This is a genomic window from Frigidibacter sp. MR17.24 (assembly GCF_037095655.1).
Classification (GTDB): Bacteria; Pseudomonadota; Alphaproteobacteria; order Rhodobacterales; family Rhodobacteraceae; genus Frigidibacter.
Genome location: NZ_JBAWKE010000008.1, coordinates 1 through 13,322, shown reverse-complemented (window position 1 = coordinate 13,322; position 13,322 = coordinate 1). Strand labels below are relative to the sequence as shown.

Annotated in this window: 14 protein-coding genes and 1 pseudogene; 6 read left to right on the top strand and 9 right to left on the bottom strand. The window is 72.1% G+C overall.

All coding sequences use genetic code 11. The annotated features are described in order from the left end of the window. Positions 1-151 precede the first annotated feature (151 nt). Positions 152-1,723: an MFS transporter gene (locus tag V8J39_RS19105; RefSeq protein ID WP_336462560.1), complete on the top strand. Its 1,572-nt coding sequence runs from the start codon at positions 152-154 to the stop codon at positions 1,721-1,723. Positions 1,724-1,741: 18 nt separating this feature from the next. Beyond that, positions 1,742-2,818 (top strand): HlyD family secretion protein, encoded by a 1,077-nt coding sequence (locus V8J39_RS19100; protein WP_336462559.1) that lies wholly within the window; start codon positions 1,742-1,744, stop codon positions 2,816-2,818. On the opposite strand, the gene V8J39_RS19095 is transcribed toward V8J39_RS19100, so the two are convergent. The 3 genes from V8J39_RS19095 to cobU are packed head-to-tail and all read right to left on the bottom strand — an operon-like array spanning position 2,815 to position 5,053. Continuing rightward, positions 2,815-3,531 (bottom strand): adenosylcobinamide-GDP ribazoletransferase, encoded by a 717-nt coding sequence (locus V8J39_RS19095; protein ID WP_336462558.1) that lies wholly within the window; start codon positions 3,529-3,531, stop codon positions 2,815-2,817. The genes V8J39_RS19100 and V8J39_RS19095 overlap by 4 nt on opposite strands. Continuing rightward, a complete protein-coding gene (gene cobT, locus V8J39_RS19090) occupies positions 3,528-4,547 on the bottom strand; it encodes a nicotinate-nucleotide--dimethylbenzimidazole phosphoribosyltransferase (RefSeq protein ID WP_336462557.1) in 1,020 nt (339 codons plus the stop codon). The genes V8J39_RS19095 and cobT overlap by 4 nt, the downstream gene beginning before the upstream one ends. Continuing rightward, a complete protein-coding gene (cobU, locus tag V8J39_RS19085) occupies positions 4,544-5,053 on the bottom strand; it encodes a bifunctional adenosylcobinamide kinase/adenosylcobinamide-phosphate guanylyltransferase (protein ID WP_336462556.1) in 510 nt (169 codons plus the stop codon). Before cobU ends, cobT begins: the two co-directional genes overlap by 4 nt. Before the next feature lie 44 nt (positions 5,054-5,097). Between cobU and V8J39_RS19080 the strand changes: the two genes are divergently transcribed. Further along, entirely contained in the window at positions 5,098-5,679 is a 582-nt protein-coding gene (locus V8J39_RS19080; protein ID WP_336462555.1) for a histidine phosphatase family protein, read from the top strand. A 65-nt stretch (positions 5,680-5,744) separates the two neighbouring features. Beyond that, a complete protein-coding gene (gene cbiB, locus V8J39_RS19075) occupies positions 5,745-6,683 on the top strand; it encodes an adenosylcobinamide-phosphate synthase CbiB (protein ID WP_336462554.1) in 939 nt (312 codons plus the stop codon). Here cbiB and V8J39_RS19070 read toward each other — a convergent pair. From V8J39_RS19070 to V8J39_RS19055, 4 genes are all read right to left on the bottom strand, one after another. Further along, complete coding sequence (locus V8J39_RS19070; RefSeq protein ID WP_336462553.1) at positions 6,680-8,128, bottom strand: cobyric acid synthase; 1,449 nt, start codon at positions 8,126-8,128, stop codon at positions 6,680-6,682. The two genes, cbiB and V8J39_RS19070, sit on opposite strands and share 4 nt — an antisense overlap. Positions 8,129-8,306: 178 nt before the next feature. Continuing rightward, a complete protein-coding gene (locus V8J39_RS19065; RefSeq protein ID WP_336462552.1) occupies positions 8,307-8,804 on the bottom strand; it encodes a MarR family winged helix-turn-helix transcriptional regulator in 498 nt (165 codons plus the stop codon). A 118-nt stretch (positions 8,805-8,922) separates the two neighbouring features. Next, a complete protein-coding gene (locus V8J39_RS19060) occupies positions 8,923-9,204 on the bottom strand; it encodes an FAD assembly factor SdhE (protein ID WP_442902620.1) in 282 nt (93 codons plus the stop codon). A 2-nt stretch (positions 9,205-9,206) separates the two neighbouring features. Continuing rightward, on the bottom strand, positions 9,207-9,665 hold the full coding sequence (locus V8J39_RS19055; RefSeq protein WP_336462550.1) for a helix-turn-helix domain-containing protein: 459 nt from the start codon (positions 9,663-9,665) through the stop codon (positions 9,207-9,209). A gap of 81 nt (positions 9,666-9,746) precedes the next feature. On the opposite strand from V8J39_RS19055, the gene V8J39_RS19050 reads away from it, so the two are divergent. Beyond that, positions 9,747-10,949, top strand: coding sequence for a pyridoxal phosphate-dependent aminotransferase (locus V8J39_RS19050; RefSeq protein ID WP_336462549.1), 1,203 nt, complete (start codon positions 9,747-9,749; stop codon positions 10,947-10,949). A 13-nt stretch (positions 10,950-10,962) separates the two neighbouring features. After that, entirely contained in the window at positions 10,963-11,385 is a 423-nt protein-coding gene (locus V8J39_RS19045; RefSeq protein WP_336462548.1) for a hypothetical protein, read from the top strand. A gap of 69 nt (positions 11,386-11,454) precedes the next feature. Here V8J39_RS19045 and V8J39_RS19040 read toward each other — a convergent pair whose 3' ends face one another. Continuing rightward, positions 11,455-12,843 (bottom strand): MATE family efflux transporter, encoded by a 1,389-nt coding sequence (locus V8J39_RS19040; protein WP_336462547.1) that lies wholly within the window; start codon positions 12,841-12,843, stop codon positions 11,455-11,457. 169 nt (positions 12,844-13,012) lie between these two features. Next, a pseudogene (locus tag V8J39_RS19035) lies at positions 13,013-13,322 on the bottom strand (aldehyde dehydrogenase (NADP(+))); the annotation flags it as partial.

Genomic DNA, 13,322 nt, shown 5'->3' with positions numbered 1-13,322 from the left:
CACCGAGCCGGTGGCGGCGCCGTCTCCGGCGTCGGGCCCGGGGTCGGCCGCAGCGCAGGCCGCACCGCAATCCACAGGATCGGCGGCCGCGGATCCGGCGCCGCAGGACGGCGCGGCCGACGCCGGGGCCGCCCCCCCCGCGCCGCCGCCGATGCCCCTGCAGAAGCGCACCCTCTACATGATCGCCTCGGTCGTGCTCGCGCTGTCGCGCGGGCTGGGACTGTCGCTGGTCTCGACCAACGTGCAGCAGCTTCAGGGCAGCCTCAGCGCCACCGTGGTCGAAACCAGCTGGCTGATCGCGGCCTACATGGCGCCGCAGGCCTCGCTGTCGATCCTGCTGATCAAGGCGCGCTCGCAATTCGGGCTGCGCGCCTTCGGCGAGGTCTCGATCCTCGGGTTCGTGGCGGTGGTGCTGCTCAGCTTCCTGTCCGACGACCTGCGCTCGGCGATGGCGGTGCGGTTCATGTGGGGGGTGGCCGCGGCGCCGATCTCGACGCTGGCGATCTTCTACATGCTCGAGGCCTTCCCGCCCGAGAAAAAGCTGACCGTCGGGCTGACGCTGGGGATCACCTTCCTGACCATCGGCACGCCGGTCGCGCGGCTGATCTCGCCCCCGCTGATCGACAATGGCGGCTGGCACACGATCACCGCGGCCGAACTGGGCCTGGTGCTGATCTCGCTCGTCTTCGTCTACAAGCTGCCGCTGACGCCGGTGCCGCGCGCCAAGGTGATCCACTGGCGCGACCTGCTCAGCTATGCGCTGCTGGCGACCGGGCTTGGCGCGATCACCATCGTCGCGGTGATGGGACGGCTGTACTGGTGGCTCGACGCGCCCTGGCTCGGCTGGACGCTGGCGGGGGCGATCCTGGCGCTGACGCTGACCGCGGTGCTCGAGCTGAACCGCGAGACGCCGCTGATCGACCTGCGCTGGGTGTTCTCGCCCTCGGTGCTGCATTTCGCGGCGGCGCTGCTGATCTTCCGGATGGTGCTGTCCGAACAGGCCAGCGGCGCGCCGGGCATGTTCCAGACGCTTGGCATCCTGAACGCGCAGATGCGGCTTCTCTACGGCGTCATCCTGCTTGCGACGCTGACGGGCGCCTTCATCTGCGCCGCGACGCTGAAAGAGGGCCGCGAACCCGCGCTCCACGCGGTCTCGCTGGCGCTGCTGGTCTGCGGCGCCTGGATGGACAGCCACGTCACCAGCCAGACCCGGCCCACCGACATGCTGGTCAGCCAGGCGATGATCGCGGTGGCGACGGGCCTGTTCCTGCCGCCGTCGATGGCCAAGGGCATGCGCGAGGCGCTGCCGAAGGGCCCGGTCTACCTGTCGTCCTTCGTCGCGGTGTTCCTGTGCACCCAGATCACCGGCGGGATGATCGGCTCGGCCATGTTCAGCACCTTCATCCAGATGCGCGGCGCCTACCACACCAACGCGCTGTCGGAATCCCTGCCTGCCACCGATCCCTTGGTGACCGAGCGCATCGGCCAGTACGGCGCCGCCTATTCGCACGTCCTGACCAGCTCGGGCGCGCAGCAGGCGCAGGGGCTCGGGTCGCTGTCCAGCGTCGTCAGCCGCGAGGCGACGGTGCTGGCCTATGGCGACGCCTTCGAGATCATCGCCGCGCTGGCCGCCTTCGCGCTGGCCGCGCTTCTCGTCCACATGACGATCATCGCGCTCAGGGCCCGCCGCGCGGCGGCGCCGGGCGCGGCGGTCACCTCCTGATCAACCCCGGTACATGCCATGGCCAATCCGCTGAAATCCCCCTCCACCATCGCCGCCGTCCTCGCGGGCGCCACCGGCATCGGGCTCATCCTCTGGGCCTGGGACCTGCCGCCCTTCGACACCGCGGTCGAGACGACGGACAATGCCTATGTCCGCGGCAAGGTCACCTTCGTGGCGCCGCAGGCCGCTGGCCACATCGCCGAGGTCCGGGTGCGGGACTTCCAGCAGGTGCATGCCGGCGACGTGCTGGTGCAGATCGACGACCGGATCTATCGCCAGAACCTCGCCCAGGCGCAGGCGCAGCTGGAACAGCAGCAGGCCGGCCTTGCCAACTGGGAGCAATCGAAGGCCTCGGCCGAGGCGGCGATCGCGGCAGCCGAGGCGAATGTCGAATCCGCCCAGGCCACGCTGCGCGCCGCGCAGGCGAACTGGGACCGCACCGCGCCGCTGCGCGAGCGCGGCGTCGTCAACCAGGTCGATGCCGACGACGCGCGCGCCGCGCTCGACAGCGGCCGGGCCGCGCTGCACCAGCAGCAGGCCAATCTCGAGATCGCGCGCCAGGACCTGCAGACGGTGCAGGCCAACCGCGCCTCGCTTGTGGCGGCGGTCGACGGCGCCCGGGCCTCGGTCGAGCTGGCGCGGATCGACCTCGACAACACCACGGTCACCGCGCCCGAGGACGGCCGCGTCGGCCAGGTCTCGGCGACGGTCGGGCAATATGTCTCGGCCGGCACGCAGCTGATGGGTCTCGTGCCAGATCGGGTCTGGGTGGTCGCGAACTTCAAGGAGACGCAGGTCGCCGGGATGAAGGCCGGCCAGCTTGCGCAGATCCGGGTCGATGCGCTGGGGCGCGACCGGCTGACCGGGCATGTCGAGTCGTTCTCGCCCGCCACGGGGTCGGAATTCAGCGTGATCAAGACCGACAACGCGACCGGCAACTTCACCAAGGTCGCGCAGCGCGTCCCGGTGCGCATCGGCTTCGATGCGGGACAGCCGCAAGCAGAGCGGCTGGTGCCCGGGCTGTCGGTCGAGGTCACGATCGACACCGATGCGGCGCCGGACCGGCCGGCCGAGGGCGTGGCGGCCGCGAACTAGCCCGCCAGCACCGCGAGGGCCGCGATCTCGCCCAGCACCTGCGCGGCGCCCAGCACGTCGCCGCTGACGCCGCCGATCTGGCGCCGCGCCAGCATCGCCACCGCGCCCTGCACCACGGCCAGAAGCGCGAGCGCGCCAAGCCCGCCCGGCACCACCGCAAGCGCCACCGCGCCGATGATGGCGGCCACCGCGATGCCGTCGCGCCCGGTGCCCGCGGCCCGCGCGCCTAGCCCCTCGGCCCGGGCCTGCGGCATCAGCGCCTGCATCAGCGGCAGGAACCCGCGGCTCGCCGCTCCGGTCGCGATCAGCCAGGCTAGCGCCGCGTCGCCGGCCGCGCCGATCAGCGCGGCCTTCGCGACAAGCGCGAGGCACAGCGCCGCCGCGCCATAGCTGCCCAGGCGACTGTCGCGCATGATCTCAAGCTTGCGCGACCGGGTGGCCCCGCCGCCGAAGCCGTCGGCGCAATCCGCCAGCCCGTCCTCGTGCATCGCGCCGGTCACCAGCAGGCCGATCGCCACCGCCACGGCGCCCGCCGCGATTTCGGGCAGATCGCCTGCGACACCGGCCGACAGGCCGGCGATCAGCCCGACAAGCGCCCCGATGACAGGCCAGGCCCAGCCGGTCGCGCCGATCGGCACCTTCCGCGCGACCCGGCCCATGGGCAGCCGCGTCAGCAGCATCCCGGCGACGCGCAGCTCGTCGAGCCGGCTCATCCGTCCGAGACGCCCGCTTCGGCGAAGGTGGCCATGCCGTCATGCGCCGCCAGCGCCGCGCGCAGCACCATCAGCGCCACCGCCGCGCCCGACCCCTCGCCCAGCCGCATTCCCAGGTCCAGCACCGCCCGCTTGCCCAGCGCCGCCAGCAGCCGCGCATGGCCCGGCTCGGCACTGGAATGGCCGACGATGCAATGGTCGAGAAGCCCCGGGATCGCCGCCAGCGGCGCGACCGAGGCCGTGCAGATGAAACCGTCGAGGATCACCGGGATCCGCGCCAGCCGCGCCGCGATCACCGCGCCGGCGATCGCCGCCTGCTCGCGCCCGCCGAAGGCGCGGTAGGCGCCCAACGGCTCGGCCAGCCGCGCCGCGTGCAGGGCGATCCCCTCCTCGATCACCCGGGCCTTCAGGCTCATGCCGCCCGCGTCCGAGCCGGTGCCGGGCCCGACCCAGTCGGGCGCCTGACCGCCGAAGACCGCCCGTGCCAGCGCCGCCGCGATGGTCGAATTGCCGATCCCCATCTCGCCCAGCAGCAGCACCGAGGCCCCGGGATCGATCGCCGCCGCGCCCGCGGCCATGGCCGCCAGCACCTCGGCCTCGTCCATCGCCTCGCCGGCGGTGAAGTCGCGGGTCGGCCGGTCGAGGTCGAGGGCGACGACCGACAGATCGGCCCCTGCCGCCCGCGACAGCTGGTTGATCGCCGCGCCGCCCGCGTTGAAATTCGCCACCATCTGCGCGGTCACCGCCTGCGGGAACGGGTTCACCCCGCGGTCGCAGATGCCGTGGTTGCCGGCGAAGACCAGCGCCTGCGCCCGCGTGATCGCCGGGCGCGCGCGCCCCTGCCAGCCGGCCAGGAACACGGCAAGCTCCTCGAGCCGTCCGAGGCTGCCGGGCGGCTTGGTCAGCTGCACCTGGCGCGCCTGGGCGGCCGCGACGGCCGCGGCGTCGGGCGCCGGCAGGTCCGCCAGCCGCGCGGCAAGCCCGGCAAGCGTGGGAAACTGGGTCAGGTCGGTCATTTCACCCTCATCGGCAGCCCGGCGACGACGAATTCGACCTCGTCTGCAGCGCGGGCGATCATCTGGTTCAGCGTGCCCTGCGCGTCGCGGAAGGCGCGGGCGAGCGCGGAGTCGGGCACGATGCCAAGCCCGACCTCGTTCGTGACCAGCACGACCGGCGCGGCCTGCGCGGCCAGCACCGGCACCAGCGCCTCGGCCTCGGCGCGCCAGTCCCGGCCGTGGTACATCAGGTTCGACAGCCACAGCGTCAGGCAGTCGACAAGCCGCGGCCCGCCGCCATCCGTCGCGCGCAGCGCCCCGGCAAGATCGAGCGGCTCCTCGACCAGCCGCCATTCGGGGCCGCGCCGGTCCCGGTGCAGGTCGATGCGCGCGGCCATCTCGGCATCCTCGCCCGCCGGGGGGCAGGTGGCGACGTAGACGGGGTCGGGGCCAAGCGCCTGCGCGCGGACCTCGGCATGGCGGCTCTTGCCCGAGCGCGCGCCCCCTGTGATGAGTATGACCGTCATGCGCGTCCCCCGTCGTGGCGCGAGAAAGCACGGAAAGGCCCCTGTTGCAACGCCCGGAACCGACCGAGATCTGGCTGATCCGCCACGCCCCCGCCGATGCCGGCGGCAGGCTTGCCGGGCGTCGCGACGTGCCGCTGGCGGCGCTGGACCCCGCGGTGGTGGCGCGCGCGCGCGCGGCGCTGGCCGCGTTCGGGTCCCCGGCGCGGGTGGTGACCAGCCCGGCGCGGCGCTGCCGCGACACGGCGTCGCGCCTGTTCCCGGAGGCCGCCGCCACCACCGATCCGCGCCTGTGGGAGCAGGATTTCGGCGCCTGGGACGGGGCCGACCCCGCATCGATCCCCGATCTTGGCCCCCTGCCCAGCGCCGCGCTGGCGGACCATGCGCCGCCGGGGGGCGAGAGCTTTTCGCAGCTCGTCGCCCGCACCGCGCCGGCGCTCGCGGACCTTGCCGGCCCCGGGCCCGTCGCCGTCGTCGCCCATGCCGGGACCGTGCGCGCCGCGCTGACGCTTGCGCTCGGGACCGAAGGGGCCGGCCTTGCCTTCTCGGTGGCGCCGCTGTCGCTGACCCGGGTGACGATGCTGCCAGGCGACACCTGGGCGATCGGCGCGGTGAACCTGCCGCTCTGAGACTTGCGCGAACCGCGGTTTTGCCGGATCAGGGTCGCCCGGGATGGCTGGCGCAGGGACGGGCGATGTTTGCGGGAATGATGCTGGTCGGCATGGCGATCGAGGGCGCGCTCGGCTGGCCGCGCTGGCTCAACGCGCTGATCGGCCACCCGGTCAGCTGGCTTGGCCGGCTGATCTCGGGCCTCGACGCGCGGCTAAACCGCGACGGCCGCAGCCCCGCCCAGCGCCGCGCCCGCGGCAGCTTCACCGCGCTGTCGGTGATCCTTGTGGCGACGCTAGCCGGCCTCGTGCTGCAGGCGCTGCTGCCCGAGGGGCCGCGGGGTCAGCTGGTCGGCGGGCTCCTGGCCTTTCCGCTGATCGCGACCCGCTCGCTTTACGATCATGTCGCCGCCGTCGCGCGCCCGCTCGCCGCCGGGAACCTCGGCGCGGCGCGGCAGGCGGTGTCGATGATCGTCGGGCGCGACCCGAACGCGCTGGACGAGGGCGGGGTCACCCGCGCCGCGGTCGAGAGCCTGGCCGAGAACAGCTCGGACGGGGTGATCGCGCCGCTGTTCTGGGGCGTTCTGCTGGGGCTGCCCGGGCTGTGCGCCTACAAGGCGATCAACACGCTGGATTCGATGATCGCCCACCGCACGCCGCGGCACGAGGATTTCGGCCGGACCGCCGCGATCATCGACGACTGGGCCAATCTCGTGCCGGCGCGGCTGTCGGCGCTGCTGTTCGCGCTGGCCTCGGGGCGGTTCCGCACCGCCTGGGCCGCGGTGCGCGCCGATGCCCGGCGCCACCGCTCGCCCAATGCCGGCTGGCCCGAGGCCGCGATGGCCGGGGCGCTGGGGATCCGGATCTCGGGGCCACGCTCCTACGGCGGGCGGATGACGTCCGAGCCCTGGGTCAACGCGCCGGGACGCGATGCGCGGGCGGGCGACCTGAAGGGGGCGCTCGGGCTCTATCTTCGGGCGATGCTGCTGGTGGCGCTCGTGCTGGGGTTCCTGGGCGTGCTCTAGCGCGCCAGAGCGAACAGCCCGTCAAGATCCAGGTGCGTCTCGAGATGCGCTGCCAGCCCGTCGAGCGCGGCCTCGACCGTCGCCGACCAGGGCGCCTCGGCCGCCGCGATCCCGAGACCGGAGAGGAAGGCCCTGCGGAAGTCATCCTCGGCGAACAGCCCGTGCAGGTAGCTGCCGACGATCCGGCCATCGCGGCTGACCGCGCCCTCGGGGCGGGTCCCGACATGGGCGAAGGGGCGCTCGCGGTCCGGGCCATCGGTCCTGCCGATGTGGATCTCGTAGCCCTCGACCTGCGTGCCGGTGGCGACATGCCGGGCGCGCGTGCGGGTCAGGCGCTTGTCGGGGGTCATGACCGTCGCGACGTCGAGAAGGCCAAGGCCGCGATCCTCGCCCGCCGGGCCCTCGATCCCGTCGGGGTCGGCGATGGCGGTGCCCAGCATCTGGTAGCCGCCGCAGATCCCCAGCACCCGCCCGCCGCGGCGCACATGGGCCAGAAGGTCTATCTCCCACCCCTGGGCACGGAGGAAGGCAAGGTCGCCGCGGGTGGATTTCGACCCCGGCAGGATCACCAGCGCCGCGTCGGCCGGGATCGGCTGGCCGGGCTGAACCATCACCAGGTCGACCCCGGGCTCGGCCGCGAGCGGGTCGAGATCGTCGAAATTCGCGATCCGGCTGAGCGCGAGGCAGGCGATCTTGGCCGCGCCCTCGCGGCGCTGGCCGCGCAGGTCGAGCGCATCCTCGGCCGGCAGCGCGGCGGCACCGGGAAAGAAGGGCAGCACGCCGAAGCCGGCCCAGCCGGTCCGCTCGGCGATCAGCCGGTAGCCATCGTCGAACAGCGAGGGGTCGCCGCGGAACTTGTTGATCAGGAAGCCCGCGACCATGGCGTCATCCTCGGGGGCGAGCACGGCCTTGGTCCCGACGAGCTGCGCGATCACGCCGCCGCGGTCGATGTCGCCCGCGATCACCACCGGGACATCGGCGGCGCGCGCGAAGCCCATGTTGGCGATATCGCCCGGGCGCAGGTTGACCTCGGCCGGAGAGCCCGCGCCCTCGACCAGCACGAGGTCGAAGCGCGCCTTCAGCCGCGCGAAGCTTTCGAGCACCGGCGCCATCAGCGCGGGCTTCATCGCCGCGTAGTCGCGCGCCCGCACCGTGGCCACGCGCCGGCCCTGGACCACGACCTGCGATCCGGTGTCGGTCTCGGGCTTCAGCAGCACCGGGTTCATGTCGGTGACGGGGTCGAGCCCGGCCGCGCGCGCCTGCAGCGCCTGGGCGCGGCCGATCTCGCCGCCATCGACGGTCACGGCGGCGTTGTTGGACATGTTCTGCGGCTTGAACGGCGCGACCGAGATCCCGCGGGCGCGGGCCGCGCGGGCGAGCCCGGCGACGATCAGCGACTTGCCGACATTCGAGCCGGCCCCCTGGATCATCAGCGCCTTCGCCATCTGCCATCCCCCTGCCATCACGGCGGTGATAGCGCGGGAGCGGTTGCGGGGGAAGGAGGGGGCGCTGCCCCCTCTTGGCCTGCGGCCAATTCACCCCCGGGATATTTGGGCCAATGCGAAAGACGGGATCGAGCAGCCTGGGCGAGGCGACCCGGTGGCGGAGCCGGTCCGCGGCGGATCAGTAGATGTAGCGGATCTGGTCGGACCAGAAGCGCTCGATCCGGCGCAGGCCGGTGGTCATGTGCTCGAACCCGTCGAGCGAGACCGTGTGCCTTTCCTCGATCTGTTCGGCCTGGCGGGCGAAGAGGTCGGCCACCATCTGCCGAAGCTCGCGCCCGCGGGGGGTGAGGCGGACCCGGACCGAGCGGCGGTCGATCGTGCAGCGCTCGTGGTGCATGTAGCCGGATTCGACCAGCTTCTTCAGGTTGTAGCTGACGTTCGAGCCCTGGTAGTAGCCGCGTGACCGCAGCTCGCCCGCCGTCACCTCGTTCTCGCCGATGTTGAACAGCAACAGCGCCTGCACCGCGTTGATCTCGAGCACGCCGAGGCGTTCGAACTCGTCCTTGATCACGTCCAGCAAGAGCCGGTGCAACCGCTCGATCATCGCCAGCGTGTCGAGATAGCTGAGCATGTAGCCCGAGCGGTTGCCATCCTTCAGTTGCGCGTGAACTGTCATCCTCTCCCCCGGGGCTCGCGGTATCGAGAGCAATCGTGAGGAAGAATTCCCAATTTTTTCTTAACGAGAAACGGCGGCCCCGGCTGCGCCCCCCGGCGGGGCCACCGCGGACCGGGCCTCAGGCCCCGGGACGGAAGCGGCCGCGCGCGAAGGCGCCGATCTCGTCGAGCAGGCCGACGATCGCGGCCGGCGCCGGCTCGGCCGAGGTCACCCAGCGGTAGAGGTCCTGGTCGTTCTCCTCGAGCAGGATCTCGTAGACCGCGAGGCGGGACTCCGACAGCCCCGCGAGATGCGCGTCGGCCCAGGGGCCGAGGATCATGTCCATCTCCTTGGTGCCGCGCCGCCAGCTGCGCATCCGCAGCCGCTTGAGCCGCGCCTCGGCGGTCTCGGTGGGTGCCATGGTCATTCCGTCTCTCCGTCCAGCGCCACAAGCTGCGCCTCGAGCCGCCCCAGCCGGGCGGCAAGCCCCGTCATCTCGGCCCTGAGGCCCCGCAGCTCGGCCAGCACCGGCCCCAGCGCCGGTCCCAGCCCGCCGCGGCCCGAACCGGCGGCGCCGGGCGCGCCCGGCCCCTCGCCCGCCCCGGTCAGCAGCCAGGGGATCGACACCCCGGTCACGCCCGAGAGCATCTGCAGCTTGTTGCCGCGCGGCTCGGCCATGTCCTCTTCCCAGGCCACCAGCGTGTCGAGCCGGATGCCCATCCGCGCCGCCAGCTCGTCACGCGACAGCCCCGCCGCCTCGCGCGCGCCGGTGACCCGGTCGCCGAAGGTCGCGGTCTCGGGGCCGTACCAGTCGGCGGCGTCGTAGTCCTCGGTCGTCTCGTCAGTCGGGTCGGTGATCCCGTGCGGCACGTCGGCGCTCATTCCGGGCCTCCTTCGTCCTTGAACCTGCGTTTGCCTCAGCCTAAGACATGGGCCCGGCAGATTCAAACCGGAGCACCCGACATGGCCTTCCTCTCCGACACGCTGGCACGGGTGAAGCCTTCGCCGACCATCGCCGTCTCGAACCTCGCACGCGAGCTGGCGGCCCAGGGCCGCGACGTGATCGCGCTGTCGGCCGGCGAGCCGGACTTCGACACCCCCGACAACATCAAGGCCGCCGCGAAGGCCGCGATCGATGCCGGCAAGACGAAATACACCGCCGTCGACGGCCTGCCCGAGCTGAAGAAGGCGATCTGCGCCAAGTTCGAGCGCGAGAACGGCCTGCACTACAAGCCCAGCCAGGTCTCGGTCGGAACCGGCGGCAAGCAGATCCTCTACAACGCGCTCGTGGCGACGCTGAACCCCGGCGACGAGGTGATCATCCCCGCGCCCTACTGGGTCAGCTACCCCGACATGGTCTATCTCGCCGGCGGCGAGCCCGTCTTCGTCGAGGGGCCGATGCAGACCGGCTACAAGATCACCGGCGAGCAGCTGGAAGCGGCGATCACGCCGAAGACCAAGTGGTTCATCTTCAACTCGCCCTCGAACCCGTCGGGCGCCGGCTACTCGCGCGAGGAGCTGAAGGAGCTGACCGACGTGCTGAAGCGCCATCCCCATGTCTGGGTGATGACCGACGACATGTACGAGCACCTGTCCTTCGGCGACTTCAAGTTCTGCACCCCAGCCGAGGTCGAGCCCGAGCTTTACGACCGCACGCTGACCTGCAACGGCGTCAGCAAGGCCTATGCGATGACCGGCTGGCGGATCGGCTACTGCGCCGGCCCCGAGGCGCTGATCAAGGCCATGGGCATGATCCAGTCTCAGTCGACCTCGAACCCCTCGTCGATCAGCCAGTGGGCCGCGGTCGAGGCGCTGAACGGGCCGCAGGACTACATCACCGAAAGCCGCGAGGTGTTCCAGCGCCGCCGCGACCTGGTGGTCGGGCTGCTGAACGAGTGCGAGGGCATCAAGTGCCCGATGCCGGAAGGCGCGTTCTACGTCTATCCGTCGGTCGCGGGCTGCATCGGCAAGACCTCGGCCGGCGGCACGAAGATCGACAGCGACGAGGCCTTCGCCACGGCGCTGCTGAACGAGACCGGCGTCGCGGTGGTCTTCGGCGCGGCCTTCGGCCTGTCGCCGAACTTCCGCATCAGCTACGCGACCTCGGACGCGCTGCTGACCGAGGCCTGCGCCCGGATCAAGACCTTCTGCGCCGGCCTCGTCTGAGGCCGGCCCGCACATGACCGATCTGCCCGCCTACTACTTCCGGGTGCGCGAGAACGGGGCGCTGGTGTTCCGGGTCGATTCCGAGAACCGCCAGCGCCGCCTCGAGCTTGAGCAGATCGCGACGGTCAACGTCCGCAACGGCGAGATCCGGCCCCAGGGCGACAAGGTGCTGACCGACGCCGACCGCGCCGAGATCGCGGCCTGGCTTGCCGCGCGTCAGGCGCAGCTGGCCGAGCGCGACGTCGACGACATTCTGCGCGCCATCGACCACATGAACCTCACCGCGCACTGGGTGCAGACCAAGGCGAGCGAGGACCAGCTGGAGCGGGTCACCGACGCGCTGCTGCTGGCGATGCACGACCTGCGCACGGTGCTGGTGAAGAAGAAGGCCGACCGGGTGCTGAAGGCGGCGCCGCCGGCGCCGCAACCCGACTGAGACAAAGCCTCTCGGCACACCTGGCACGGACCCGGGCGGGGCCCTCGGGCCCGCCTCGGGCGCCGCGGCTCAGCCCCGCGCAAGCGCGCCTTCGGGCGCGGCCTCGCGCCGGGCGGGCCCCAGCCAGAACCGCACCATCAGCAGCACCCCGGCGCAGCCCAGGCCGCAGACGAGGCCGAACCACAGCCCGATGCCGCCAAGCCCCAGCGGGAAGGCCAGCAGGTAGGCGACGGGGATCCCGATCACCCAGTAGCTGAAGGTCGCGATCCACATCGGCACCGCCGTGTCCTGCACCCCGCGCAGCAGCGCCAGCGCCAGCGCCTGCTGGGCGTCGAACAGCTGGAACATCGCCGCCACCGCCAGCAGCGTCGTGCCGAAGGCGATGATCGCCGCGGCCGCCGGGTCGTGGTGGTCGACGAACAGCCCCACGATCGTCCCCGGCATCACCAGGAAGACCGCGATGACAAAGGCCGAGACCGCCATCGACACCGCGATCGCGGCCACGCCGGCCCGGCGCATCGAGGCAAGGTCGCCAAGGCCATGGAACCGCCCCACCCGCACCGTGGCGGCGTTGCCGATGCCGATGTGGATCATGAAGGTCAGCGCCGCCGCCTCGAGCGCGATGCCGTGCGCGGCCAGCTCGACGGTGCCGATCCAGCCCATCATCATCGCCGTGGCGCTGAACAGGCTGCCCTCGGCGACATTCGTCAGCCCGACCGGCAGGCCCCGCCGCGCGAGGTGCAGGAACACCGGCCAGTCCGGCCGCCACAGCCGCTGGAACAGGCGGAACCGCCGCATCGCCGGATGCCAGTAGGCAAAGCCGCCGACCACCGTGAGCGAGATCAGCTGCGAACCGACGGTGGCCATCGCGGCCCCGCGCAGGCCCAGCTCGGGCGCGCCCCAGTTGCCGAAGATCAGCGCCCAGTTCAGCACCGCGTTCACCCCCGCCGCGGCGACCGTCGACCACAGCACGATCGACACCCGCTCGAGCGCGGCGGCGAAGCTGCGCAGCACCATGACCACCAGCGAGGGGATCAGCCCGATGCCGATGATCCGCAGGTAGTCGGCCGCCGCCGCGGCAAGCGCCGGCTCCTGCCCCAGGGCCCGCAGGATCGATTCCGAGAAGTAGAACACCGGGTAGACGACGCAGGCATAGATCAGCGACAGCCAGATCCCCATGCGCACGTCGCGGCGCACCTGGGTCTCGTCGTCGCGGGCCATGGCGCTGGCCACCATGCCCATCGCCGCGGCGGCGAAGCCGGAGCCGAGGATGAACAGGATGAAATAGCTCGACGCCCCCAGGACGCCCGCGGCCAGCGCGCCGACCCCGTACCAGCCCAGCATCACCGTGTCGGTGACATGCATCGCGAAATGCGCGAGCTGGCTTCCGGCCAGCGGCAGGGCGAGCCGAATCGTGGCGCGCAGGTGATGGCTGAAGGTGCGGGGGGATGCAGTCATGATCGCCCGGCCATAGCCCGGCGGCGGCCGAAATGCCAGTGATGGTTGCGCGACGTCGCGCCACCGTTGCCGCGCCGCCCCGCTTGTTGTCCCGCTCGGTGACCCACCCTGTGGCCCGCTCGGTGCCCCACCGGGGCGGCGCGCGCGGCGCCGTCCCGGCGGGCCGGCCTCAGGCGATCCCGGCTTCCGGGACCATCGCCTCGGGCAGGTTCTGGAAGGCGACGGGTCGCAGGAAGCGGCGGATGGCGAGGGTGCCGACCGAGGTGGCGCCGAAATTGGTCGAGGCCGGGTAGGGCCCGCCGTGGACCATCGCATCGACGACCTCGACCCCGGTCGGGAAGCCGTTGGCCAGCACCCGCCCCGCCTTGCGCTCCAGCACCGGCAGAAGCGCCCGCGCGACGGGGGCATCGGCCTCGTCCATCAGCAGTGTCGCCGTCAGCTGCCCCTCGAAACCCTTGGCCAGCGCGACCATCGCCTCG

Coding starts and splice junctions, on each gene's coding strand:
- V8J39_RS19105 (WP_336462560.1), top strand. CDS start 152: ATGCCCCTGCAGAAGCGCACCCTCTACATGATCGCCTCGGTCGTGCTC.
- V8J39_RS19100 (WP_336462559.1), top strand. CDS start 1,742: ATGGCCAATCCGCTGAAATCCCCCTCCACCATCGCCGCCGTCCTCGCG.
- V8J39_RS19095 (WP_336462558.1), bottom strand. CDS start 3,531: ATGAGCCGGCTCGACGAGCTGCGCGTCGCCGGGATGCTGCTGACGCGG.
- cobT (WP_336462557.1), bottom strand. CDS start 4,547: ATGACCGACCTGACCCAGTTTCCCACGCTTGCCGGGCTTGCCGCGCGG.
- cobU (WP_336462556.1), bottom strand. CDS start 5,053: ATGACGGTCATACTCATCACAGGGGGCGCGCGCTCGGGCAAGAGCCGC.
- cbiB (WP_336462554.1), top strand. CDS start 5,745: ATGTTTGCGGGAATGATGCTGGTCGGCATGGCGATCGAGGGCGCGCTC.
- V8J39_RS19070 (WP_336462553.1), bottom strand. CDS start 8,128: ATGGCGAAGGCGCTGATGATCCAGGGGGCCGGCTCGAATGTCGGCAAG.
- V8J39_RS19065 (WP_336462552.1), bottom strand. CDS start 8,804: ATGACAGTTCACGCGCAACTGAAGGATGGCAACCGCTCGGGCTACATG.
- V8J39_RS19060 (WP_442902620.1), bottom strand. CDS start 9,204: ATGGCACCCACCGAGACCGCCGAGGCGCGGCTCAAGCGGCTGCGGATG.
- V8J39_RS19055 (WP_336462550.1), bottom strand. CDS start 9,665: ATGAGCGCCGACGTGCCGCACGGGATCACCGACCCGACTGACGAGACG.
- V8J39_RS19050 (WP_336462549.1), top strand. CDS start 9,747: ATGGCCTTCCTCTCCGACACGCTGGCACGGGTGAAGCCTTCGCCGACC.
- V8J39_RS19045 (WP_336462548.1), top strand. CDS start 10,963: ATGACCGATCTGCCCGCCTACTACTTCCGGGTGCGCGAGAACGGGGCG.
- V8J39_RS19040 (WP_336462547.1), bottom strand. CDS start 12,843: ATGACTGCATCCCCCCGCACCTTCAGCCATCACCTGCGCGCCACGATT.